The following is a 21,823-nucleotide window of genomic DNA, read 5'->3' on the forward strand; positions in this document are numbered from 1 at the left end:
GTGACTGGGGCGTGGCGATTTCCCATCGTATCGCTGAAAGTGCGGGTGGCGCTGGCGATGGCGGCCGTTTTGTTGCTGGGCGGCGCCGTCGTTCTTGCGGCCGCTCTGGGCTATGGCAACCGGGCGGCGCGTGAAACCTATGACCGGCTATTGCTGGGGGCTGCGGGCAGCATCGCAGGATCGATCACCGTGCAGGGCGGGGCGCTTATGGTTGACATGCCGGTGTCTACCTTTGATCTGCTGGCCTTGGCCCCGGATGACCGGATCCGGTATCGCGTGGTTGGTCCCGACCGGATGACGGTAACGGGGAGCGATGCGGCACCGCTGCCGCCGACAGGGGGCGAAACCGTGTTTTATGACGGTGCATTCGGCGACGAGAACGCGCGCTATGTCGCGCTGACCCGCCGGTTTGCCGAGCGGAGTTTTTCCGGGCCGGTGCGGGTGATTGTTGGTCAGACTTTGCGTGCCCGCACTGCACTGGCCCGGGATATCGCCCGTAACGCGATGATGGCGCTGGGTATTGCCGGGGCCGCGATGGCGTTGTTCGCATGGCTGGCGGTCGGTTCGGCCCTGCGCCCGCTGCCCCGGATCGGCGCGGCTTTGGCGCGGCGTGATCCGTCTGATCTGACTCCGCTGGATCTGTCGGTCCCGTCCGAGGTGGCGACGATGCTGTCACCGCTGAACGATTTCATGGCAAGGTTGGATCGGCAAGTGACCAGCAACCGCAACCTGATCGGTGACGCTGCACATCAGTTGCGCACGCCGGTCGCGGCGATCCGCGCGCAGGCACAACTGGCGGCGGATGAGATCGATCCCGCGCGACGCGCAGAGATCACAGCGCGGATTCACGACCGGGCTGTGGCACTTTCGCAGTTGCTGGATCAAATGCTGGCGCGGGCGATGGTCACGCACCGCTCTGATACGCAACCCCGTGCGTTGATTGATCTGCGCGACATCGCGCTGGATGCGCTGGACTATGGTGCGGCAGATGGCGTCCGGGTGGCACTGGATCTGCCCGACGAAGCGGTCACGGTGCGCGGCGATGCTCTGTCGCTGACCGAGGCGGCGAAAAATCTGCTGACCAATGCGCTGAAGCACGGCAAGGCGCCGGTGCGGCTGGGGGTGCGTTCGCCGGGCGAGGTTTTCGTGCGCGATGCGGGCACCGGCCCGGCGTCTGCGGTTCTGGCTCAAGCCGGGCGGCGTTTTGTGGCAGGTGGCGACGCGGCGGGCAGCGGACTGGGTCTGGCCATCGCCGAAGAGGTGGCGCGCGGACATGGCGGACACTTGCGGTTGACGCCCGGTCCCGACGGGTTCGAGGCGGCACTTTGCATCCCGGTGGCGTCATGATGCGGGCGCTGCTTCTGGCTCTGCTGCTGCCCGTGCCGGGACAGGCACAGGAATTGACCCAGCATTTCGGTACCGGGCAGGTTCAGACAATCGTCTTTCGCTCGACCACCGATCTGTCGGTCCTTGCCCCGGTGATCGAGAGTTTTATCGCCACCCGGCCCAATGTAACCATCACCTATGAACAATGGGGGTCGAACGCCCTGTACTCCCTGACCGCGCAGGAATGTGCGGCTGGGCAGGCGGGGGCCGATCTGGTTCTGTCATCGGCGGTGCACCAGATGGTCGAACTGGTGAATGAGGGCTGCGCGCGCCCCTGGCGGTCGTCGCTGACGGCGGCTTTGCCCGATGCGCTGCGCTGGCGCGACGAACTTTGGGGCGTCACCGATGAACCGGCGGTGATGGTGTATAACCGCGATCTGGTGCCGCCGGGCGACATCCCGCGGACGCGGTTCGATCTGCTGGATCTGTTGCGCCCGTCCGACAGCCCGTATCATGGCCGCATCGCCACCTATGACATCGAGGAATCGGGGCTTGGCTATCTTCTAGCCTTTGCGGATTCGGTTCAGGCGACGACTTTTGGCGGCTTGATGGAGAGTTTTGGGCGCAGCGGCGCGGTGGCCACCTGTTGCAGCGCGGAAATCATCGATGCTGTGGCACAGGGGGAATATCTGATCGCCTATAACGTGCTGGGCTCCTATGCGCTGGCCCGTGCCGCGCAGGATACCCGGCTGGGTGTTGTCGCACCGTCTGACTATACGCTGGTCCTGTCGCGGGCTGCGATGTTGCCCCGGGGCAGCGCCGGGGGTGGTGCAGATCTGCTCGACTTTTTACTCTCGCCCGAGGGGCGGCGAGAGTTGGAGCGCGCGCTGTTGATCGTGCCGCTTGACGGTGGTGACGGCACGGCACTGGAAACACCCGAGGCGACGCAGACGATCCGCCGGCCTATTGAACTGTCCCCCGCGCTGTTGATCCTGCTGGATACACATAAACGCGCGTTGTTCCGGGCCCGCTGGCGCGACTCTTTTCCCGGACGCTAGCGCATGATCACGGCGCAATAAGGCGACGGATTAGGGGGCGAGCCATCCCGCTTCAGGACGGATCGGGGTCTGGCGTCACATCCCGCGCTGCATCCTCGCGCGGACGATCCAGCCCCAGTAGTTTCGGCAGGTCGGGCGGCAGCATCAACTGCCGGTGCGGGAAGGGGATCTCGATTCCGGCTGCGTCAAATTCTTCTTTCATCAGCTTGCTATAGGCGCGTCCGACGGCCCATTGCGATCCCGGCAGGGTCTTGATCCGTGCCCGCAGATTCACGCTGCTGTCGGCCAGAGCAATAACGCCCTGCATATCAAGATCGTCGATGATGTCGCGGCCAAGGGGCAATTCGCGCAGCTTGGTAAAGGCATCCTGCATCGCCTGCATCGCATCGGGGATCGACGCGCTATAGGCGATGCCGACCTCGGCCAGATGAAACGCGAAATCGCGGGTCAGGTTGGTTACCGTGTCGACCGACGAGAAAGGCACGATGTGGACTGCCCCGTCCGGCGTGCGCAATCGGACCGAGCGCAGGTTGAGCCTTTCCACGCTGCCGGTGATCCCCGCCACGCCGACCACGTCACCGACGTTGATCGCATTGTCCATCTGAATGAACACACCCGTGATGATGTCCTGAACCAGTTTCTGCGACCCGAAACCGATGGCCAGACCGATCACCCCGGCGCCGGCCAGCAGCGGTGCGATGTCGATTCCAAGCTGTGACAGCACAACCATCAGGCCCATCACACCAATCAGGATGGTAAAGGCATTGCGAAACAGCCCTAGCAAAGTGCGCGAGCGGGCGGCATTGGCGAGTGTCGCGCTGCGCAGGCGCTGATCCACGACCGACGCGATAACGGCCCACAAAAGCGCCAGCAAAGCCGCCATCAGGACCGCCGACACGATCTGCCACAGCACCTGCTGGAAAAGCGGGTCCGACATCCAGCGGTCGGGTTCGATCACGCCCCAGGCGGCGACTGCAGTTACCAGTGCGCCGACCATCAGCGCCACTGCCAGAGCTGCCGAAATCATCCGCCCCACAGTCCCGATGCGCCGTGCCAGATCGGGCACCGTGGCGTCCAGCGCCTTGGGCAGGGACAGTTCCAGCCGGCCTGCCAGCCGCATCAGTCGCAATCCGACGAGCGCCAGCAATACAGCCGCGGCGCTGTAGATCGAGGCGCCCAGAACGATATCGCGCAGATCATTCGGACGCGTGACCGCCACGATCCAGCAATAAATCACATAAAACATCGCCAGCGGCGGCCAGATGGCGCGCCAGCCACGTTGCAGCCCGCGGGTCATCACATCGACAGCACCGCCATCGAAATCGCTTTGATCGTGTGCAGCATCCATCACCTTCGCCAGACGCCGCAGGGTCAGGATTGCCATCACCAGAAGAATCGTAGCCAGCAGGGTGCGCACGGGCCGCACTGTGGCGAATCCGATCCATTCACGCACCAGCGGAAGCAGGAATACAAACGAGAATATCAACGCCGCTGCCAGACGGCGCAGGTTGCGATACATGATTTCCTGCGCACGGGGCGCCAAGTTTGAAAAGGACGGTTCATGTTCGACATCGGGAGTGATGGCGATGCGCAAAGCGATACGGCAAAGGCCGAATGCCAGAACCGCCGTCAGAAATATCGCCTCGGTCGCTGAGGGATCAGAGCCGCCCGAACGCCACAGGGCAACCGCATAGCCAGCCCCCAATGTCACGGCCAATGACAACAGGCGCAGCCCGGCATAAAGCGCAATCAACGTCATCTGCCGCCTGAATGTGATCAGCGCGGTGATGCGATTGCGCGCAATCACAAGTTTCAATGCCAGCTTGCCCAGGATGCTGGCAAGGGTCACCGCTCCGGCGACCAGCAACAGAGTCACCATTTTGGGCGACAGGGAAAGGTTGTCAAAGCGGATATCGCCAAGAAGACGGGTCACACGGGCGATTTCATCGGTCGTACGGGAGACAACCTGACCCGCCTGACCGACGACTTGGGTCACCTCTTCAACAATCTGTTGTGCGACGGTGCGATCTGGTTCGGGGGTGGCCGGATCGGCAGCGGCGCTGACATTCCCGGCGGTTTCCAACTGTTCGATCAGCGCGGCGCGGGCGGTGTCGTCTTTCAGAATGTCGATCAGGATCTCGCTTGACGAGCGGTCGCCGGTTTGCGGCCCCGTTTCGGCGGGCGTCTGCTCGGCCGTCTGAGCCGTTGATTGGACAGGGAAAAATGCAATCGGCAGGGCCAGAAGAATGAAACAGGCAACAAGAAACGAACGAAACACGGCAATCCCTTTTGTTCTTTTTTGTCTCTTTTGGTTCGGAGCAGGGAACACGGCGAGGGCCACGCGAGTTCCAACCACAGCCCATAGCGTCGTATCTGCACCATGCCCGGTGCCGAAACAACCCGGGTTTGCGGTGTTCGAACGACCCCTGATGCCGGTGGGCAGCGCGGGACGGTGCGAAATTGCAACAGGGTCCATTTGACCAGACAGGCCATGGAACCAGACTGCCGACCGTCCGTTGACCGGTGGGAGTAACGATGTCAGCCTTTGTGAAAGGTCACAGGAAATGAGCATGATGCAGGAAATCGACGCGATGCCAAAACGCGTCCTGATTGCCGAGGACGAGGTATTTGTCGCTCTCGAGCTTGCAGAAACCCTGCGTGAAATGGGGTATGAGGTGGTTGGCCCCGCCTTGAATGCCGCGTCAGCGATGAAACTGGCGTGCACCGAACGTGTCGATGCCGCCTTGCTCGACATCAATCTGGGGCACGGGCAAACCACCGAAGACGTCGCTGCCGTGCTGCGCGACAAAGATGTGCCTTTTGCGTTTCTCACGGCCTATGACAGGCTCAGTGTCGTATTCTTGCAGCCCGACGACCACGTTTTTTCAAAGCCGGTCACGACGCAGACTCTGGAGCAGGCCTTGCGCTGCGTCCAGATGATTTGACGGCTCAGGGCGGATGCCAAATTCCCACGGCGGACACATAATCGCCGGACGATGACGCCATCGCAACCCGCAGGGAAACAGTGTTCCCGGGATCGTCGATGCTGTCACTTTACTTAACCTTAGCAAATCGAGAGTTGTCTTGAGGCTCAGGGTGTTTGGTGCCGATTTTCGCGGTCTGCGACCGGATATCGGCAAAAGCGCCTTTGTGTCACCCTCAGACATCATCCCGAGCGTCTGAACAACAACGGGCCCCCGTATTCGGAGGGCCCGTATGATGTTCGTCGATCAGGTTTTGATCGACACGGATTGCTTATCCCTTGGCTACGCTGGCGGCGATTGCATCCACTGCGCGCAGTGACAATGCCGCGATGGTGAGACTTGGGTTGGCCGTCGCAGAGGTGGGAAAGGTGCCCGATCCCAACAGGAACAGATTGCGATGATCAAAGCTGCGCAGATCGGCGTCCACCACTGCGCTTGCCGCATCCAGGCCCATGCGGGTTGTGCCGATGACATGCCCAGACCCGTTGATATCCTCGGCGTGGTTTATATTGGTGGCACCCATTGCGGCAAACACTTCGTCGTGCGCCGCTTGTGCTGCATCCAGTCCAGCGCGTGTATAGGCGGAATAGTCATAGTGGATACGGGGCAGGGGCATGCCGTTGGCGTCGCGCTTGTCGGGGTCCAGCGTCACGCGGTTCTCGGCGTCTGGCGATTGCTCGACCAGCGACGCAAGGCGGATCTGGCGTGAGGTCGCCTTTTTGATCGCTGCGTCGAGTTCCGCCGCACGCAGCCCAGTCTTTGCCAGATCTGCTGCTGTCGACAGGGGTGCCCCTGTGGGCCAGCTGTGGCCATCATTGCCGATCTCGATCCGGAACGCCGCGCGATCCTTGCGGAATTCGCCATCGCGGAGATTTTCAATCCCCGAGGTGGAAAGCGGACCACGGAAAGGCCAGACCGGCTCGGGCGTTTCGGCCCAGCTCAGCATGCTCGGGTGATCCATCAGGTTGCGTCCGACCTGATCGGAACTGTTGGCGATTCCGTTTGGCGCGCCTTCCTGTGCCGAATTCAACAACAACCTCGGGGTTTCAATCGCATGTGCCGCGACCACCACGACCTTGCCGGTGGCGGTTCCTGTGGTCCCATCCGCACGACGGAAATCGACCGATGCGATCTGCCCGTCGGTACCGAGGTTCAACCGCGTGGCTGTGGTCTCGTCATGGACGACGGCACCCGCGGCTTCTGCCTGAAAGACATGCACGGTCGCGTCATATTTCGCCTGAATCGGGCAGATCGGGATGCACGACCCGTTGCCACAGCACTCAGGACGGTCAGCGTGAAAGGTCGAGTTCCGGCCCTGGGGTGTGGAGCGGACCTGATATTTTGTGCCGTCCAATGCCTTGGCAAACTGTTTGTCGAGATAGGTCATGGGAATTACCGGCATCGGAAAATTCCCGGATCGCGGCGAGCCCAGATCTTCGTCATTGTCACCTGCCACACCGATTTCCTGTTCGGCTGCCAGATAGAATGGCTCGAGCGCATCATAGTCAAACGGCCAATCCACCGCATGGCCGTACAGGGATTTCAGTTTGAAATCCGCCGGAACGTTGCGCAATGTGGTGCCCAGCCAGTGCCATGTCGTCCCGCCCACCACCTTGATATAAGTGGATTTAAAATCCTCAGGCCCCATCTGCTGGTAATAATCGGCGATCCTGTGGCTGACCGGATGGGGTGCCGTGGGATCATTGGGATAGGCAGACTCTGGTACCTTGATCTTGGCATCCCAGAATGTCTGGACAGCATCCGCCCGGTTGATCCGCTTGCCACTTTCCAGAAAGGCGACCTTCAGTCCTTTTTGAGCCAGCTTCGCGCCAGCGACTGCCCCGGCGATGCCGGTGCCGATAATCAGGATGTCTGCCGTAATGTCATTTGCCATTGGTGGATTTCCTTGGGTCTTGAGTGTGGGGATATGGGGGATTGTGCCGGGTCACGCCGCTGGCGGATCTGCCCAATAGCCCATGCCGCCGCCGCAATGTGCCATCGGTTTGGTGTAATCCATCGCCTGCCAGATCAACGCTTCGGTATAGGTAAGTACTTGCAAGTCATCGGGATCTGGCGAAATTCCGGTGTACCAGGACGCCACAATGGCATTGGCCAGATCCTCCTTGCTTTCACCTGCGGCAAGGGCCGCAACCTCGTCCTCTTTTCCGGTTTCCGCAAAAGCCTTCAGCATTGCGCCTGCGATATCCTCGTAAACGCCATCTTGTCCGACCAACCTTTGCGAGAGCGCAAGAAATGCGTCAACGTCAAGATTGGCAGCCAATGCCCGACCGGGCCATTGCGACAGCGACAGCACCGACATTGCCGAAACGGCAGACAAAAGCCCCCGGCGTGTAAGGTTGGTCGGAGTTGTAACCTCGGATTGGGTCATGATGGTGTCCCCTTTGTTATTGTAAGGCAAAGCGAATTTCTGTTGTGTTGTGGTACAACGCGCAGGGATTTCCAGCGGTTCCCGAATACAAAGCGACATGGTTCACGGACCATCAGTGACTTCAGTCGCAAGGGGCATTGGAACGGACAGGATGAGCAGGTCAACGAAAAGGCGCAAGTCGTGTTTGGATGAAAGACTTCCATAATCGGCAGGCGGCACAATCGACAGGCGGCACAATCGGCAGGCGGTTCACCCGCTTCTTTTCGCAATGTTCTGCACCGACAGGCGGTGCCTGCGCGTTCGTAAAAATCCATTTCATGGGTCAAGTCATCCGGTTGCTTTGCAAAAATTGCCGATCCGTCTTTGCGACGGCGCAGCGATCCGGTATCACCGGAAGAACAGCCAAGGGGGCGCGTGATGAAGGACATCCTGACACAGCTTGAAATCCGCCGTGCCGAGGCGCGTGCGGGTGGCGGGCAAAAACGTATCGATGCCCAGCACGCCAAGGGAAAGCTGACCGCGCGGGAACGGGTCGATCTTTTGCTGGACGATGACAGTTTCGAAGAATTCGACATGTTCGTCACCCACCGTGCCACGGATTTCGGCATGGCCGACAACAAGGTGCCGGGCGACGGAGTCGTGACCGGCTGGGGTACGATCAACGGGCGGCAGGTCTATGTGTTCTCACAGGACTTCACCGTGTTGGGCGGGTCACTGTCGGAAACCCACGCTCAGAAGATCTGCAAGGTGATGGACATGGCGATGCGCAACGGCGCCCCTGTCATCGGGTTGAACGATTCTGGCGGCGCACGGATTCAGGAAGGTGTTGCCTCGCTGGCTGGCTATGCCGAAGTGTTCCAGAAAAACGTACTGGCCAGCGGTGTCGTGCCGCAGATCAGCGTGATCATGGGGCCTTGCGCGGGGGGCGCTGTGTATTCCCCCGCGATGACTGATTTCATCTTCATGGTGCGCGATTCGAGCTATATGTTCGTCACCGGCCCTGACGTGGTGAAAACCGTTACCAATGAGGTGGTGACCGCCGAGGAACTGGGCGGCGCAATAACCCACACACGCAAATCCAGCGTTGCCGACGGCGCGTTTGAAAACGACGTGATTGCATTGACCGAGGTGCGTCGGCTGTTCGATTTCCTGCCGCTGAACAACCGCTCAAAACCGCCCCGCCGGCCGTTTTTCGATCCGCCCCACCGACTGGATCACAGCCTGGACACGCTGGTGCCCGAAAACGCCAATACGCCCTATGATATGAAGGAGCTGATCGGCAAACTCGCGGATGAGGGGGACTTCTATGAAATTCAGGAAGAATTCGCCAAAAACATCCTGATTGGGTTCATCCGGCTTGAAGGGTCCACCGTGGGCATCGTGGCGAATCAGCCGATGGTGCTCGCCGGATGTCTGGATATTGATTCGTCCCGCAAGGCCGCGCGATTCGTGCGGTTCTGTGATGCCTTTGAAATTCCAATCCTCACGCTGGTCGATGTGCCCGGATTTTTGCCCGGAACGGGGCAGGAGTTTGGTGGCGTCATCAAACACGGAGCCAAACTGCTGTTCGCCTATGGCGAGGCGACGGTGCCCAAAGTAACCGTGATCATACGCAAGGCTTACGGCGGGGCTTATGATGTGATGGCCTCCAAACACCTGCGCGGCGATCTGAACTATGCCTGGCCCACGGCAGAGATCGCCGTGATGGGCGCGAAAGGGGCGACGGAAATTCTGTACCGGTCCGAACTGGGCGACAGTGAGCGTATCGCGGCGCGCACCGCCGAATACGAGGCGAACTTCGCCAATCCGTTCAAAGCCGCCGAGCGCGGCTTTATCGATGAGGTGATCCGGCCCAGTGCAACCCGCAAGCGCGTTTGCCGTGCCTTTGCGTCGCTGCGTGGTAAACAATTGAGCAATCCTTGGAAAAAGCATGACAATATTCCGCTTTGACGCAATGCCCGGGAAGGGCAGGGGGCACGCCCGCACCGCCATTGCGCCGTTCCTGATCGCGCTATGCGCCGCCCCGGCAACAGCGGCGATTGATCTGCCTGTCGCCGTTCCCTCGGGGCAGGCGGTGGTGTTGCAGGATGTGATTACGAACGTGCCGGGTACGGGCCTGGTCTATCGATTCCGGTTCATTGCGCCCCATGTGGCCCGCAGCAACGAGGGTGCGGTCGATGACATGCAGGCGCTCTGCGACGGCTATGCTCTGCCGCGTCTGGCCGAGCTGGGGCCGCAGCCTTCGCGGATTGCAATATCCCTTGCCGAACGGTCGGTGGAGTTCGGCGAAATATCGCCTGATGTCGTCCAGTTCTTCGAACAATACAGTCCGGATGAGTCCGCCTGCAGATGGGAGGGTTTCTGATGAATCCCCAGCATATCACCTTGTTTTCACAGGCTTCACGCCAAAATGATGCAGAGTTGCCACAGCGCGACGGCTTGCATCTCGGGGCATTTCAATCGAAACCGGCATCGGTTAAGATTTTGCAAGGTATCCCACAGGAGACCTGTACTTCGCACGTGGGGTGCGGCATAGGCAGAGCCATTGCCCAACCTCAAAACCTGACCAGGAGTTATCGATGTCCAAGAGCATCAAAGTTGTCATGGCACTCGGCCTGTTTGCTGTTGTCGCCGCTTGCGCCCAAAAAGAAGAAGAAATCGTATACACCCAGCCGGCCATCTCGTCCGAGCCAGTATATACCGGCAAGTACAAGTAAGACTTGCTATCAGGGGCAGGCTTTCGGGTCTTGCCTTTTGGGGCAGGCGCTGGCGCCTGCCCCGTCCGTGTCTCTGCCCATCGGGTCTGTGCTAAACAGCACCCTGCCATGCCGCACCCTGCCGGGGGAAAGCGCATGAGGGAAGACATGACAAAACACCGCGGCTTTCCCGGCCGCCTGCCCGGAACCGATTTCCAGTTCACTGTCCGCCGCGCCAATCCCAAGGGTGCAACGCCGCTGACCGCGCGAACGCGCCACTCTGACCGACGCCCGGCTGACCGGCGCGCGGACGAAGGGTTCCTGCTCGCCCTGTGCGAATATTTCGGCGCAGAACCGTTCGAGCGTGGCAATCTGGATGCCGGACGGCTGTCCTGGCTCTTCGGGCGCGAAGTGGTGCCCGCAGAAGATCCGTTCGACGACGCAAGCTATTCGGCGCTGCTGAGGGTGGATCTTGCTCGTGCAGCTGCCGCATTTCCCGACATCTTCAAGGGTTGACCGGCATGATCCGGCCAATTGCACCACGAAAAAGGCGAGAATCTGCACAACCTGGCCGTGTGGCGACGCGACGGTTTCGCCCGTTAATCCTGACTGGCACTCTATGTGTCGGGGCGTCGCTTTACAGCACGAGTCGCGCCTCGGTCTGTCAAGATCGTTACCCTTCCCTTGCGTGGTCCGTCCCTTTGCGGGGCGGATCACGTCTTTGCACCGCATCCGGGGCTTTCCGTCGGCGATGGCTTGCCGAACGGGCAATATGGGTGGGAATCGCGATTGTGGTGAGGCCCGAGCCGTGGTCAAGTGCTGTCAGTTACAAAAACAACCATGACGGAGGCAGTCAAACATGGACAAACTTTGGATTCTCGGCACCGCGGCCCTTTTGGGGCTTGGTGCATGCACTGACAACGCCGATCTCAACCGCGCGGCAATTGGCGGCGTCGGGCTTGGTGCGGCGGCAGCGCTTACCAACAACAACGTCGGCACTGCGGTGGCCATCGGTGCAGCAGGCGGCGCCCTGTGTGACGATGTCGTGCCCGAGCTTTGCCCGCGCTGACACGACCCCAACCGAACGGTTTTTAACGCCACCCGAGCCATGTGCCCGGGTGGCGTTTTGCGTTAGTCCCGACCGTTTTTCGCTCCGATCGAATTGTGCAAATCTAAGGCCACGCGGCGCGCGTGTCTGAAAGGATGTCCCGATGTTCAAGAAAATCCTGATCGCCAACCGGGGTGAAATCGCCTGTCGTGTGATCAAGACAGCGCGTCGCATGGGCATCGCGACCGTCGCGGTCTTTTCTGATGCCGACCGGAACGCGCTGCATGTGCGGATGGCGGACGAGGCGGTGCATATCGGCCCGGCCCCCGCCAATCAGTCCTATATCGTGATCGAAAGGATCATGGAGGCGGTGCGCCAGACCGGCGCCGAGGCGGTGCATCCGGGCTATGGTTTCCTGTCGGAGAACCCGAAATTTGCCGCCGCGCTGGCCAAGGCCGGTGTCGCCTTTATCGGCCCGCCCGTGGGTGCGATCGAAAAGATGGGCGACAAGATCACATCGAAGAAAATCGCGTCCGAGGCGGGAGTCAGCACCGTCCCCGGCCATATGGGCCTGATCGCCGACGCCGAAGAAGCTGTGCGAATCTCCGGCGAAGTCGGATATCCGGTGATGATCAAGGCCAGCGCCGGTGGCGGCGGCAAGGGCATGCGCATCGCCTGGAACGACAATGAGGCGCGCGAAGGTTTCCAGAGTTCAAAGAACGAAGCAGCGGCAAGTTTTGGCGATGATCGAATTTTCGTGGAAAAATTCGTAACCCAGCCGCGGCATATCGAAATTCAGGTGCTGGCCGATGCCCATGGCAACACCGTCTATCTGCACGAACGGGAATGCAGCATTCAGCGTCGCAACCAAAAGGTCATCGAAGAGGCGCCGTCGCCCTTCCTTGACCCCGAGACGCGCCGCGCCATGGGAGAACAGGCCTGTGCGCTGGCCGCTGCCGTGGGATATACCAGCGCGGGCACGGTGGAATTCATCGTCGACGGGGCGCGGAATTTCTATTTTCTGGAAATGAACACCCGGCTTCAGGTCGAACATCCGGTGACCGAACTGATCACCGGCATCGATCTGGTCGAGCAGATGATCCGTGTTGCCGCCGGTGAAAAGCTTGCCTTCGGGCAGGATGATATCGCGATGAATGGCTGGGCGATTGAATCGCGGCTTTATGCCGAAGACCCGTATCGCGGATTTTTGCCTTCCATCGGTCGGCTGTCCAAATATCGCCCGCCTGCCGAGACAACCCTGGATAGCCTCACGACCAGAGCAGAGGGTGCGGCGGAAAGGTCTGTCGCACCCACAAACGGCAGGCCGGCCGATCCCGCCGGTGTCGTGCGCAATGATACGGGCGTTTTCGAAGGCGGCGAGATCTCGATGTATTATGATCCGATGATCGCCAAACTGTGTACCTGGGGCCATGACAGGGCGGCGGCGATCGAAACGATGCGGGTGGCGCTCGATTCATTCGAGGTCGAGGGTATCGGTCACAACCTGCCGTTTCTGTCTGCCGTCATGGACCATCCGAAATTTGTGGCGGGCGATATCACCACCGCTTTTATCGCCGAAGAATGGCCCGAAGGGTTCACCGGCGTCACCCTGCCCGAGGAAGACTTGCGCCGTGTCGCGGCGGCGGCAGCGGCGATGTACCGCGTCGCCGAAATCCGTCGCACCCGGGTGTCTGGGCGGATGGACAACCATGAACGCAAGGTCGGGGCGGATTGGGTGGTTGAACTTCAGGGGGTGCAGTACCCGGTCAGTATCGATGCAGACCGCACCGGCGCCACGGTGAACTTTGCCGACACACCCGCCATGCGCGTCGAATCAGACTGGACGCCCGGGCAGACGCTGGCGCGATTGTCGGTCGCGGGCGCAGCTTTGGTTCTGAAAGTGGGCAAGATCACCGGCGGGTTCCGTCTGCGCAGCCGTGGGGCCGACCTGAGCGTCCGGGTCTATTCGCCGCGGCAGGCGGACCTGGCCGCGCTAATGCCCGAAAAGCTGCCGCCGGATACGTCGCGCCTGTTGCTGTGCCCGATGCCGGGGCTGATCGTCAGGATCGACGTTGAACCCGGCGATGAGGTGCAGGAGGGGCAGGCCCTGTGCACCGTAGAAGCGATGAAGATGGAAAACACCCTGCGTGCCGAACGCAAGGGCCGGGTGGCCCGGGTGAATGCCAGCGCAGGTGACAATCTGGCGGTGGACGATGTGATCATGGAGTTCGATTGATGCCCGAACCCATCGCGAAGCCGCGCCCGGTCCGCATTGCCGCGCTGGTGGGGGCGGCCTTTGCGCGTCGATACGGACGGGCTTTCGATGGGGGTATTGGCGGTGACAGTCTTCGTCCCGCGCTTTGTTCTGGAACCATGATCGGGGCTTCTGGTCACGGCTCTTCTGCTCGATTTTGCCCCGACCCTGCTGGCTGGCGCCACGTTCACCTTTGCCGGACAGGCGGGGACATGAGGGTTTACCTTAGCATCGGCTGTTCGCTGATTTCCTGCTGGCGAATCGGCATCTTGTCGATGGACCGGCTGATCTCGCGCGTGCTCCAGGGCATGGGCTTGCGCAGATTTACCGCGCCGTCCTTGTCGAGCAGCACCAGCATGAACCCGCGCGGGCGCAACTTGAGCCGGATGTCGCTGGGATTTTTCGGATCGGTATCGGTGACCAGCAGGACGTCGCGGTCGGCCAGAGTTTCGGGGCGGGCGGCCAGCAGGGTCAACTGCTCAATAAAAGCCGGATCGGCCGGAGTCTGGGCAAAGACGACGATGGGCCGGGCGATCCAGAGGAATTCCTCCAGATCGATTTCCGAAGCGGCGAACACGACCGTCGGATCGGCACGCCAGCGCTCGACAGCCCCCTCAACGGGTTCAGCGGTCTCGGCCGTCTGTGCAATCGTCGCCGCACCTATTAGGATTGCGGCAAGTGCCGGAAAAACAAGGGCTGTAAATCTGCGCATGGAATCTCCTGTCCCAATGGATATAGGCCCTACGCCGCGAAAAACCCAGAGGGGATGGCCCATCCCCCGGTTCCACCGAAAGGACGCCCGATGAGCGACTGGAAATCTCAGGCCGAAAAAGAACTGCGCGGCCGCCCTCTGGACGACCTCACGTGGCACACTGCCGAAGGTATTGCGGTGAAACCGGTGCACACCGCCGCCGACGCCGAAGGGTTGGAGCACACCGGATCGATGCCGGGGCAGGTGCCCTACACCCGTGGGCCCAAGGCGACGATGTATGCCGGGCGGCCCTGGACGATCCGACAATACGCCGGGTTCTCGACCGCCGAGGAAAGCAACGCCTTTTACCGACGCGCGCTGGATGCTGGGCAGCAGGGGGTCAGCGTGGCCTTCGATCTGGCGACCCACCGGGGCTATGACAGCGATCACGAGAGGGTCGAGGGCGACGTGGGCAAGGCCGGGGTGGCCATCGATTCAATCGAGGATATGAAGATCCTGTTCGACGGCATCCCCTTGGGCGAAATTTCGGTCAGCATGACGATGAACGGCGCGGTGATTCCGGTGCTTGCCTCGTTCATCGTGGCGGGTGAGGAACAGGGGGTCGACCGCGCGGCCCTGTCAGGCACCATCCAGAACGACATCCTGAAAGAGTTCATGGTGCGGAACACTTATATCTATCCGCCAGAACCCAGCATGCGGATCGTCGCGGACATCATCGACTATACGGCGCGCGAAATGCCGCGTTTTAACTCGATCTCGATCAGCGGCTATCACATGCAAGAGGCGGGCGCGAACCTTGTGCAAGAGCTCGCGTTTACCCTCGCCGACGGCAAGGAATATGTGCGCACCGCTGTGGCACGAGGCATGGATGTCGATGCCTTTGCCGGGCGGTTGTCGTTCTTTTTCGCCATTGGGATGAACTTCTTCATGGAGGCGGCCAAGCTGCGGGCAGCGCGGTTCCTTTGGCACGAGATCATGACCGAATTTGCGCCGAAAAAGCCCGGCTCGCTGGTCTTGCGCACCCATTGCCAGACGTCGGGCGTGTCGCTGGCCGAGCAGGATCCCTATAACAACATCGTTCGCACCGCCTATGAGGCGATGAGCGCGGTGCTGGGCGGCACCCAGTCGCTGCACACCAACAGTTTTGACGAAGCGATCGCCCTGCCAACAGATTTTTCCGCCCGGATCGCTCGCAATACCCAGTTGATCCTGCAAAACGAAACCGGCGTGACGAATGTGGTCGATCCGCTCGCCGGGTCGTATTACGTCGAAAAGCTGACCGCAGATCTGATCACCGAGGCGCGCAAACTGATTGCCGAAGTCGATGAAATGGGCGGCATGACCAAGGCCGTTGCCACCGGCATGCCGAAACTGCGGATCGAAGAGGCAGCGGCGAAGAAACAGGCGGCCATCGACCGGGGCGAAGAGGTGATCGTCGGGGTCAACAAGTTCCGGCTTGAGAAAGAAGACCAACTGGACATCCGCAGCATCGACAACGCCGGTGTGCGGACATCACAGATCGCGCGTTTGGAAAGCATCCGTGCGACCCGAGATCAGGCGGCTTGCGATGCGGCGCTGGCGGCGCTGGAGCAGGGCGCGCGGGACGGCACCGGCAACCTGTTGGCGCTGGCGATTACGGCAGCCCGGGCAAGGGCGACGGTGGGGGAAATCAGCACCGCGATGGAAAACGCATTTGGCCGGCACCGCGCCGAGGTAAAGACTTTGGCCGGCGTCTATGGCGCGGCATATGAAGGTGACGCAGAGTTCGAAGCAATTCAGGCGGACGTTGAAGCCTTCGCCGAGGAAGAGGGTCGCCGCCCCCGTATGCTGGTGGTCAAGATGGGCCAGGACGGGCACGACCGCGGCGCAAAGGTGATCGCCACTGCCTTTGCCGACATCGGCTTTGACGTGGATGTGGGACCGTTGTTCCAGACCCCCGAGGAGGCGGCGCAGGATGCGGTGGACAACGACGTCCATGTGATCGGAATCTCGTCTCAGGCGGCGGGGCACCGGACGCTGGCGCCAAAACTGATCGAGGCACTGAACGCGGCGGGTGCGGGCGAAATTCTGGTGATCTGCGGCGGGGTGATCCCGAAACAGGACTATGCCTTCCTGATGGATGCTGGCGTCAAGGCGATCTTTGGGCCGGGCACCAACATTCCGGCGGCGGCAAAGGATATCCTGTCGCTGATCCGATCAACGCGGGGCTGATAGGGCAGACGTGAAACCCTCCCAAGGGAATTTGCACCGGGAAAAAGGCACGCGATATGGTTAAACGCCGGGCGATTCTGATCGGGATGGGAGCGGGGGCACTCTGGGCTGTCGGTGTTGTCTGGCTGGGCGTGGCGGTGGTGAACCTGCCGGTTTTTGCATTGTTGCCATCTCTGGCATTTGCATTCTTGCCGCCGGGGCTGGTTCTGCTGTTGATGATCGGGCGGCTGGCGGCGGCGCGGTTCTTTGACGACGGACTGATTGACGGACAGCCGTTTGCGCCCGGCACCCGCGCTTGGGTAGACCAGCGTGTGCTGTCCAATACGGTTGAACAACTGCTGCTGGCGCTTTGTGTCTGGCCTGCCTGCGGATACCTCTTGCTGGGGGACGGGCCGGGGGTTCTGGCGGCATTGGGGGTGGCGTTTGCGCTGTCCCGGCTGGCCTTCTGGGTTGGATACCGGCACGCTCCGGCCTTGCGCGCCTTTGGATTTGCCGCCACTTTCTATGCTACGATCGCGGCAGTGCTTTGGGCGGGACTGCGATATCTGATTGGATAGGACGATGATGGAACTGGATCATCTGGCAATCGCGGCTCGGACTTTGGCCGAGGGTGTGGAGTTTGTCGAAGATGCGTTCGGCGTGACGATGGCGCCCGGCGGCGTCCATGATGCCATGGGCACCCACAACAGGTTGCTGTCGCTTGGACCAAATCTGTACCTTGAGGTGATCGCGATTGATCCCGACGGTCGCGATCCCGGGCGGCCGCGCTGGTTCGGGCTTGATCATTTCGACGGGCCGCCGCGCCTGAACAACTGGATCACCCGTTGCGATGACATCCCCAAAGCAATGCAAGCCTTGGCAATGGACGGCGAGGTGATGGATCTGTCGCGCGGCGATCTGGCTTGGCAGATGGCGGTGACCGAAAGCGGCGTAACGCCGTTCGATGGAATGGCGCCTGCGCTGATCCGATGGCAGGGCGCAGCACATCCGGCGGCGCGACTGCCCGATGCGGCGTGCCGGTTGCGGGCGCTGACGGTGGCGTCACCCCGGGCAAGCGCGTTACGCGCCGCGCTGGGCGATCTGGAGGGGCCGGTTGCGGTGATGACCTCTGACGCGCCGGGACTGACGGCGGTGTTCGACACGCCCAAGGGTCGGGTGACGCTGGGATGACGCACGGATGACTGTGACTGGCTGTAAAATTGAGAGCGGCGCAGGCGCATGAACTGCAACCATGTGTCGCAGTCTGTTTCGTGTCGCAATCGGGCGATCCCGCCTGACACTGCCGCGTTGACGGGGTAACGTTGCGCCATGTCGATCTGGAGCCGCATCGGTGACGCCCTTTCAGCCCTTGCCAACGGCGAGGGCCTGTTTGCGGTATTCGATCGCCTGCGCACGCCGCCCGAACGCTCGGTCCTGTTCACGATTGCCGTCATCGCCTTGGGCGCAAAGATGGCCAAGGCCGACGGACAGGTAACCCGCAACGAGGTCGCCGCTTTCCGTCAGGTGTTCCACATCCCCGCAGACGAAGAGGCGAACGCCGCCCGCGTGTTCAACCTCGCGCGGCAGGATGTTGCCGGATTCGAGGAATACGCGCGGCGGATCGGTGCGATGTTCAGCGGCACAGACGGCCAAATGACCCTGTGCGATCTGATGGAGGGGTTGTTTCACATTGCCATCGCAGACGGCACATATCACCCCGCCGAAGACGAGTTCCTGCACCGTGTCAGCACCATTTTCGGTCTGCCCGAGCGTGAATTCCGCACGCTTCGCGCCCGTTTTGTGCCCGATGCCCGCCCCGACCCCTGGGATGTGCTGGGGCTGGAATCCGGCGCAGCACCCTCGGCGGTAAAGGCGGCCTGGCGGCAACTGGTGCGCGACACCCACCCGGACCGCATGATCGCCCGGGGATTGCCCGAGGAAGCAATCAAAATGGCCGAAAAGCGGCTGATCTCGGTCAATCGCGCCTATACGGAAATCACGGAAGGCCGGATGTGACGCCGAACCATCGACGGGGCGTCCGGCTGGCGACCTACAATGTCGAGTGGTTCAACGCGTTGTTCGATGACGCGGGCGAATTGCTCGAGGATGACGGCTGGTCCGCCCGCTGGAATATCACCCGCGGCGCGCAGATCGCCGCGCTGGGGCGGGTATTCACCGCGTTGGACGCCGATGCGGTGATGGTGATCGAGGCCCCAGACACCTCGCGGAATCGTGATGGTGTGGTGGCGCTGGAAACCTTTGCGCGCCGCTTTGGTCTGCGGGCCCGGCGTGGGTTGATCGGGTTTGCCAACGACACGCAGCAGGAAATCGCGCTGCTCTATGATCCCGACACCGTCACCGCCCGTCACGATCCACAGGGTGCGCGGCTGGGCGAGCGGAACGCCCGCGCGCACCCGCGGTTCGATGGCGTGTTTCACATCGATCTCGACACCGACGCCGCGCCGGAAACCGTCAAGTGGAGCAAACCACCGCTTGAGGTTGCGCTGCATGCCGGCGGGCGCGATCTGCGGCTGATCGGGGTCCATGCGAAATCCAAGGCGCCGCACGGTGCCACCACCCCGGCCAGCGCCATGCGGATCGCCATTGAAAACCGCAGAAAACAGTCGGCACAATGTATCTGGCTGCGCGCAAGGGTCGACGAACATCTGGCGCGGGGCGAATCGTTGATTGTCATGGGCGATTTCAACGACGGGCCCGGGCTGGACGAATATGAACAGCTGTTCGGGCGCTCGGGGGTGGAAATCGTGCTGGGCAGCGGCGCAACCCGGCTGATCGCTCCCCATGCCACCGCCGCCCCTGCCAATCGGCCCACAACTTCGCGGTTTTGGCTGCGCCACCGGGAAGAGTGGCTGGAGGCGCTGCTGGATTTCATCATGGTAACTCCAGATCTGGCGAACACCGCGCCGGTGTGGCGCATCTGGCACCCGCAGAACGACGCCACCTCGGCCAGTGACCCCGCGCTGGCAAACGCGCTGCTGACCGCCTCGGATCATTTCCCGGTAACGCTCGACCTCTTCTCAGACGGGGTTTGATCGCCTATATTATTTCCATGAGACTTGTCATCGCCCTTACCGCCCTGCTGATGTCCGGCCCTGCGCTGGCCGAGACGGATGTGCCCAAGGGTGACATCCGCGAAGGCGTCGATCTGTTGGGAGAGGGCGCAAGAAAGATGTTCCGCGGGTTGCTTGACGAGGTCGAACCATCGGTGCGCGACATGGCGCGGGCGTTGCAGGATCTGAACTGGCAGGGCCTGAAGATCGAGGATCTGGACGACTATCATCCGCCCGAGGTGCTGGAAAACGGCGATATCATTCTGCGGCGCAAGACACCCGAGCCGCTGCCGTTGCCCGCACCCCCTGAAATCGACCTCTGACAGGCGCCGTCATATCGCCTGCTTTTGAAATAAGCACCGAACGTGGTCCGGCATCCCGCACACACGTCAGGGCTTGCGCTCTCGCAGCCGCTTGACCTGACTTTCGGCACCCAGTGCTTGGACCAGCGACTGAAACCGCGATTTCGCCACTTCGCCGTAAAGGTCTTCGGCGGGTTCGGTCAACCACAGCTCCAGCAGTTTTTTCTTCGGGAACCAACGCAATTCGCCCAGACTGCCCGGCTTTTCGGCAGAAAACATCGCACCGAACCGCATCGCCCGGCCCAGAACCTCGGCCAGGGCGGTTTCCTTGTCGCTCAGCAGATCGATCATCGGCTCGAACCGACTGCCCGAGCGTGAGTTCTTATAGCGATGCAGCAGCGACAGCCCCAGAAACACCCGTTCAGGATGGGTCAGCCCGCCCAGATTGGCGCGGGTGGCGTTGTCGAAACAGGCCTCGTGCCGGTAATCGGGATGGGCGCGCCAGCTGACATCATGGAGCAGGCAGGCGGCACGCACGATGCGCAGGCGCTTTTCGCCCTCACCCTTGAACAGCGGTTCGATGAATTGATACAGCGCAGAGCCGAATCCGGGGATCCGCGCGTCCTTCTGTTCGACCCAGCGGCAGGATTCGATCAACGGGTCGCGGTCGCGGATGCGTTGCGGCATCTGTTCGTACAGCAGCCCCTCGCGGATACCATAGCTTGAAATCGCGATCTCGGCAGGTTTGAACTGGCGTATCAGTTGTTTCAACACCATGATCGCCAGCGGAATCAGCGACATCCGCGCCTCGCCGATGCCGGTCATCGCGCGCAACTCGTCCAGGGTGTGATGGTCGATGAATTTCGCCGTGGCCATGATGCCCGACGGGGTCATGCGGTATTCGTGCTGGACGTGCAGGGGGTAGTTGCGGCGCTGCATGTCGATACGGGCAATGGCACGCCACGACCCACCGACAAGAAACAAACGCTTGTGATCGATGCCAAGACCCTCGACCAGAGTATCGATCTGGCTCGCGATTTCGGCCTTGACCGCCTTCTTCCCCTTGATCCCCTGAAGCCGCAGCGGCCCGAGTGCCGAAGACATCCGTTTGCCCACGCGTCCGTCACCGATCCGGGCCATTTCCATCGACGATCCGCCGATGTCGCAGATGATGCCCTTGGCGCCGGGCCAGCCCAGCATGACACCCTGCGCCGACAGCCGCGCCTCTTCCTTGCCATCAACGACCCACATCCGCAGCCCTGTCGCCGCCTCGACTTCGGCGCGGAATTCCGGGCCGTCTGACGCTTCGCGGGTGGCGGCGGTGGCAACGACGGTCAGGGGGGTGGCGCCCATGCCTTCGGCCAGCCGGCTGAACCGTTTCAGCGCATTCAGCGCCCGCACCCGGCCTTCGGGATTCAACCGCCCGGTTTCGGCAAAACCGGCCCCAAGCCCCGCCATGACCTTTTCGTTGAAGAAATACGCGGGGCTGCGTGCGGCACCGTCGAAAACCACCATCCGGACCGAGTTCGACCCGACATCGACCACACCCACCCGGCTCAGCGCACGGGATGTCGGATCGTGGAAAAGCGGTCGACCGAACGGCCCCCAATCCTCGGGTTCAGAGGCGTCGGGGGCTGGGTCGTTCATGGCGGCTCCTGTCGGATGTCCGGTGTCCGTCGTGCGCGACACTGCCCGCAGTGTCCCCCGGGGTCAATGGCGGGAGGCGATCCGGACGTGTCGTCAAAAGCTTCAGCACAACTTGACCTCTCGCCAGAACAAGAGCGCAGAGTGTC

At 61.7% G+C, this 21,823-nt stretch carries 20 protein-coding genes; 15 read left to right on the plus strand and 5 right to left on the minus strand.

Annotated elements, in window-relative coordinates; all coding sequences use genetic code 11:
* Together FQ320_RS18850 and FQ320_RS18855 are read left to right on the plus strand one after the other, a co-directional pair.
* The gene (locus FQ320_RS18850) at positions 1 to 1,347 is read left to right on the plus strand and encodes a sensor histidine kinase (RefSeq protein WP_255509602.1); all 1,347 of its coding nucleotides are present in this window, start codon (positions 1 to 3) and stop codon (positions 1,345 to 1,347) included.
* Entirely contained in the window at positions 1,344 to 2,384 is a 1,041-nt protein-coding gene (locus FQ320_RS18855) for an ABC transporter substrate-binding protein (protein WP_148474887.1), read from the plus strand. Before FQ320_RS18850 ends, FQ320_RS18855 begins: the two co-directional genes overlap by 4 nt.
* A gap of 52 nt (positions 2,385 to 2,436) precedes the next feature.
* Here the strand turns inward: FQ320_RS18855 and FQ320_RS18860 are convergent, their stop codons facing one another.
* Complete coding sequence (locus FQ320_RS18860; protein WP_187393968.1) at positions 2,437 to 4,662, minus strand: mechanosensitive ion channel domain-containing protein; 2,226 nt, start codon at positions 4,660 to 4,662, stop codon at positions 2,437 to 2,439.
* Positions 4,663 to 4,954: 292 nt separating this feature from the next.
* Here FQ320_RS18860 and FQ320_RS18865 point away from each other — a divergent pair, with 292 nt between their 5' ends.
* Positions 4,955 to 5,329 (plus strand): response regulator, encoded by a 375-nt coding sequence (locus FQ320_RS18865; RefSeq protein WP_187393969.1) that lies wholly within the window; start codon positions 4,955 to 4,957, stop codon positions 5,327 to 5,329.
* Positions 5,330 to 5,639: 310 nt separating this feature from the next.
* Here FQ320_RS18865 and FQ320_RS18870 read toward each other — a convergent pair whose 3' ends face one another.
* Complete coding sequence (locus FQ320_RS18870) at positions 5,640 to 7,262, minus strand: GMC family oxidoreductase (protein ID WP_148474890.1); 1,623 nt, start codon at positions 7,260 to 7,262, stop codon at positions 5,640 to 5,642.
* Between the two features lie 51 nt (positions 7,263 to 7,313).
* Positions 7,314 to 7,757: a sugar dehydrogenase complex small subunit gene (locus FQ320_RS18875; RefSeq protein ID WP_148474891.1), complete on the minus strand. Its 444-nt coding sequence runs from the start codon at positions 7,755 to 7,757 to the stop codon at positions 7,314 to 7,316.
* 417 nt (positions 7,758 to 8,174) lie between these two features.
* Here FQ320_RS18875 and FQ320_RS18880 point away from each other — a divergent pair, with 417 nt between their 5' ends.
* From FQ320_RS18880 to FQ320_RS18900, 6 genes are all read left to right on the plus strand, one after another.
* The gene (locus FQ320_RS18880) at positions 8,175 to 9,707 is read left to right on the plus strand and encodes an acyl-CoA carboxylase subunit beta (RefSeq protein WP_148474892.1); all 1,533 of its coding nucleotides are present in this window, start codon (positions 8,175 to 8,177) and stop codon (positions 9,705 to 9,707) included.
* Positions 9,688 to 10,122, plus strand: a complete 435-nt coding sequence (locus FQ320_RS18885) for a DUF6497 family protein (RefSeq protein ID WP_255509604.1) — start codon at positions 9,688 to 9,690, stop codon at positions 10,120 to 10,122. The genes FQ320_RS18880 and FQ320_RS18885 overlap by 20 nt, the downstream gene beginning before the upstream one ends.
* A 214-nt stretch (positions 10,123 to 10,336) precedes the next feature.
* Positions 10,337 to 10,474: a hypothetical protein gene (locus FQ320_RS25800; RefSeq protein ID WP_187393970.1), complete on the plus strand. Its 138-nt coding sequence runs from the start codon at positions 10,337 to 10,339 to the stop codon at positions 10,472 to 10,474.
* A 147-nt stretch (positions 10,475 to 10,621) separates the two neighbouring features.
* Entirely contained in the window at positions 10,622 to 10,969 is a 348-nt protein-coding gene (locus tag FQ320_RS18890) for a hypothetical protein (RefSeq protein ID WP_148474893.1), read from the plus strand.
* 343 nt (positions 10,970 to 11,312) lie between these two features.
* Positions 11,313 to 11,522, plus strand: coding sequence for a hypothetical protein (locus FQ320_RS18895; protein ID WP_148474894.1), 210 nt, complete (start codon positions 11,313 to 11,315; stop codon positions 11,520 to 11,522).
* Between the two features lie 142 nt (positions 11,523 to 11,664).
* On the plus strand, positions 11,665 to 13,737 hold the full coding sequence (locus FQ320_RS18900; RefSeq protein ID WP_148474895.1) for an acetyl/propionyl/methylcrotonyl-CoA carboxylase subunit alpha: 2,073 nt from the start codon (positions 11,665 to 11,667) through the stop codon (positions 13,735 to 13,737).
* A 238-nt stretch (positions 13,738 to 13,975) separates the two neighbouring features.
* Here the strand turns inward: FQ320_RS18900 and FQ320_RS18905 are convergent, their stop codons facing one another.
* Complete coding sequence (locus FQ320_RS18905) at positions 13,976 to 14,467, minus strand: DUF4174 domain-containing protein (RefSeq protein WP_148474896.1); 492 nt, start codon at positions 14,465 to 14,467, stop codon at positions 13,976 to 13,978.
* 90 nt (positions 14,468 to 14,557) lie between these two features.
* Here FQ320_RS18905 and scpA point away from each other — a divergent pair, with 90 nt between their 5' ends.
* From scpA to FQ320_RS18935, 6 genes are all read left to right on the plus strand, one after another.
* Positions 14,558 to 16,678 carry a methylmalonyl-CoA mutase gene (gene scpA, locus FQ320_RS18910; protein WP_148474897.1) on the plus strand — a complete coding sequence of 707 codons (2,121 nt, stop codon included), beginning with the start codon at positions 14,558 to 14,560 and terminating at the stop codon, positions 16,676 to 16,678.
* A 56-nt stretch (positions 16,679 to 16,734) separates the two neighbouring features.
* A complete protein-coding gene (locus FQ320_RS18915) occupies positions 16,735 to 17,235 on the plus strand; it encodes an MAPEG family protein (RefSeq protein WP_148474898.1) in 501 nt (166 codons plus the stop codon).
* A gap of 4 nt (positions 17,236 to 17,239) precedes the next feature.
* On the plus strand, positions 17,240 to 17,848 hold the full coding sequence (locus FQ320_RS18920; protein WP_148474899.1) for a VOC family protein: 609 nt from the start codon (positions 17,240 to 17,242) through the stop codon (positions 17,846 to 17,848).
* Positions 17,849 to 17,986: 138 nt separating this feature from the next.
* A complete protein-coding gene (locus FQ320_RS18925) occupies positions 17,987 to 18,673 on the plus strand; it encodes a molecular chaperone DjiA (protein ID WP_148474900.1) in 687 nt (228 codons plus the stop codon).
* Positions 18,670 to 19,710, plus strand: a complete 1,041-nt coding sequence (locus tag FQ320_RS18930) for an endonuclease/exonuclease/phosphatase family protein (RefSeq protein WP_148474901.1) — start codon at positions 18,670 to 18,672, stop codon at positions 19,708 to 19,710. Before FQ320_RS18925 ends, FQ320_RS18930 begins: the two co-directional genes overlap by 4 nt.
* 17 nt (positions 19,711 to 19,727) lie before the next feature.
* Positions 19,728 to 20,051: an AAA+ family ATPase gene (locus tag FQ320_RS18935; protein WP_148474902.1), complete on the plus strand. Its 324-nt coding sequence runs from the start codon at positions 19,728 to 19,730 to the stop codon at positions 20,049 to 20,051.
* Between the two features lie 66 nt (positions 20,052 to 20,117).
* Here FQ320_RS18935 and FQ320_RS18940 read toward each other — a convergent pair whose 3' ends face one another.
* Positions 20,118 to 21,677, minus strand: coding sequence for a Ppx/GppA family phosphatase (locus FQ320_RS18940; RefSeq protein ID WP_148474903.1), 1,560 nt, complete (start codon positions 21,675 to 21,677; stop codon positions 20,118 to 20,120).
* Positions 21,678 to 21,823: the final 146 nt, after the last annotated feature.

The sequence above is a fragment of the Oceaniovalibus sp. ACAM 378 genome (assembly GCF_008085915.1).
Lineage (GTDB): Bacteria > Pseudomonadota > Alphaproteobacteria > Rhodobacterales > Rhodobacteraceae > Oceaniglobus.

What these genes read in the sequence shown, in the direction of transcription:
- FQ320_RS18935 (WP_148474902.1), top strand. Translation starts at nt 19,728, where the DNA reads ATGAGACTTGTCATCGCCCTTACCGCCCTGCTGATGTCCGGCCCTGCG.
- FQ320_RS18940 (WP_148474903.1), bottom strand. Translation starts at nt 21,677, where the DNA reads ATGAACGACCCAGCCCCCGACGCCTCTGAACCCGAGGATTGGGGGCCG.
- FQ320_RS25800 (WP_187393970.1), top strand. Translation starts at nt 10,337, where the DNA reads ATGTCCAAGAGCATCAAAGTTGTCATGGCACTCGGCCTGTTTGCTGTT.
- FQ320_RS18905 (WP_148474896.1), bottom strand. Translation starts at nt 14,467, where the DNA reads ATGCGCAGATTTACAGCCCTTGTTTTTCCGGCACTTGCCGCAATCCTA.
- FQ320_RS18855 (WP_148474887.1), top strand. Translation starts at nt 1,344, where the DNA reads ATGATGCGGGCGCTGCTTCTGGCTCTGCTGCTGCCCGTGCCGGGACAG.
- FQ320_RS18925 (WP_148474900.1), top strand. Translation starts at nt 17,987, where the DNA reads ATGTCGATCTGGAGCCGCATCGGTGACGCCCTTTCAGCCCTTGCCAAC.
- FQ320_RS18890 (WP_148474893.1), top strand. Translation starts at nt 10,622, where the DNA reads ATGACAAAACACCGCGGCTTTCCCGGCCGCCTGCCCGGAACCGATTTC.
- FQ320_RS18900 (WP_148474895.1), top strand. Translation starts at nt 11,665, where the DNA reads ATGTTCAAGAAAATCCTGATCGCCAACCGGGGTGAAATCGCCTGTCGT.
- FQ320_RS18865 (WP_187393969.1), top strand. Translation starts at nt 4,955, where the DNA reads ATGATGCAGGAAATCGACGCGATGCCAAAACGCGTCCTGATTGCCGAG.
- FQ320_RS18880 (WP_148474892.1), top strand. Translation starts at nt 8,175, where the DNA reads ATGAAGGACATCCTGACACAGCTTGAAATCCGCCGTGCCGAGGCGCGT.
- FQ320_RS18920 (WP_148474899.1), top strand. Translation starts at nt 17,240, where the DNA reads ATGATGGAACTGGATCATCTGGCAATCGCGGCTCGGACTTTGGCCGAG.
- FQ320_RS18870 (WP_148474890.1), bottom strand. Translation starts at nt 7,262, where the DNA reads ATGGCAAATGACATTACGGCAGACATCCTGATTATCGGCACCGGCATC.
- FQ320_RS18895 (WP_148474894.1), top strand. Translation starts at nt 11,313, where the DNA reads ATGGACAAACTTTGGATTCTCGGCACCGCGGCCCTTTTGGGGCTTGGT.
- FQ320_RS18915 (WP_148474898.1), top strand. Translation starts at nt 16,735, where the DNA reads ATGGTTAAACGCCGGGCGATTCTGATCGGGATGGGAGCGGGGGCACTC.
- FQ320_RS18875 (WP_148474891.1), bottom strand. Translation starts at nt 7,757, where the DNA reads ATGACCCAATCCGAGGTTACAACTCCGACCAACCTTACACGCCGGGGG.
- scpA (WP_148474897.1), top strand. Translation starts at nt 14,558, where the DNA reads ATGAGCGACTGGAAATCTCAGGCCGAAAAAGAACTGCGCGGCCGCCCT.
- FQ320_RS18885 (WP_255509604.1), top strand. Translation starts at nt 9,688, where the DNA reads ATGACAATATTCCGCTTTGACGCAATGCCCGGGAAGGGCAGGGGGCAC.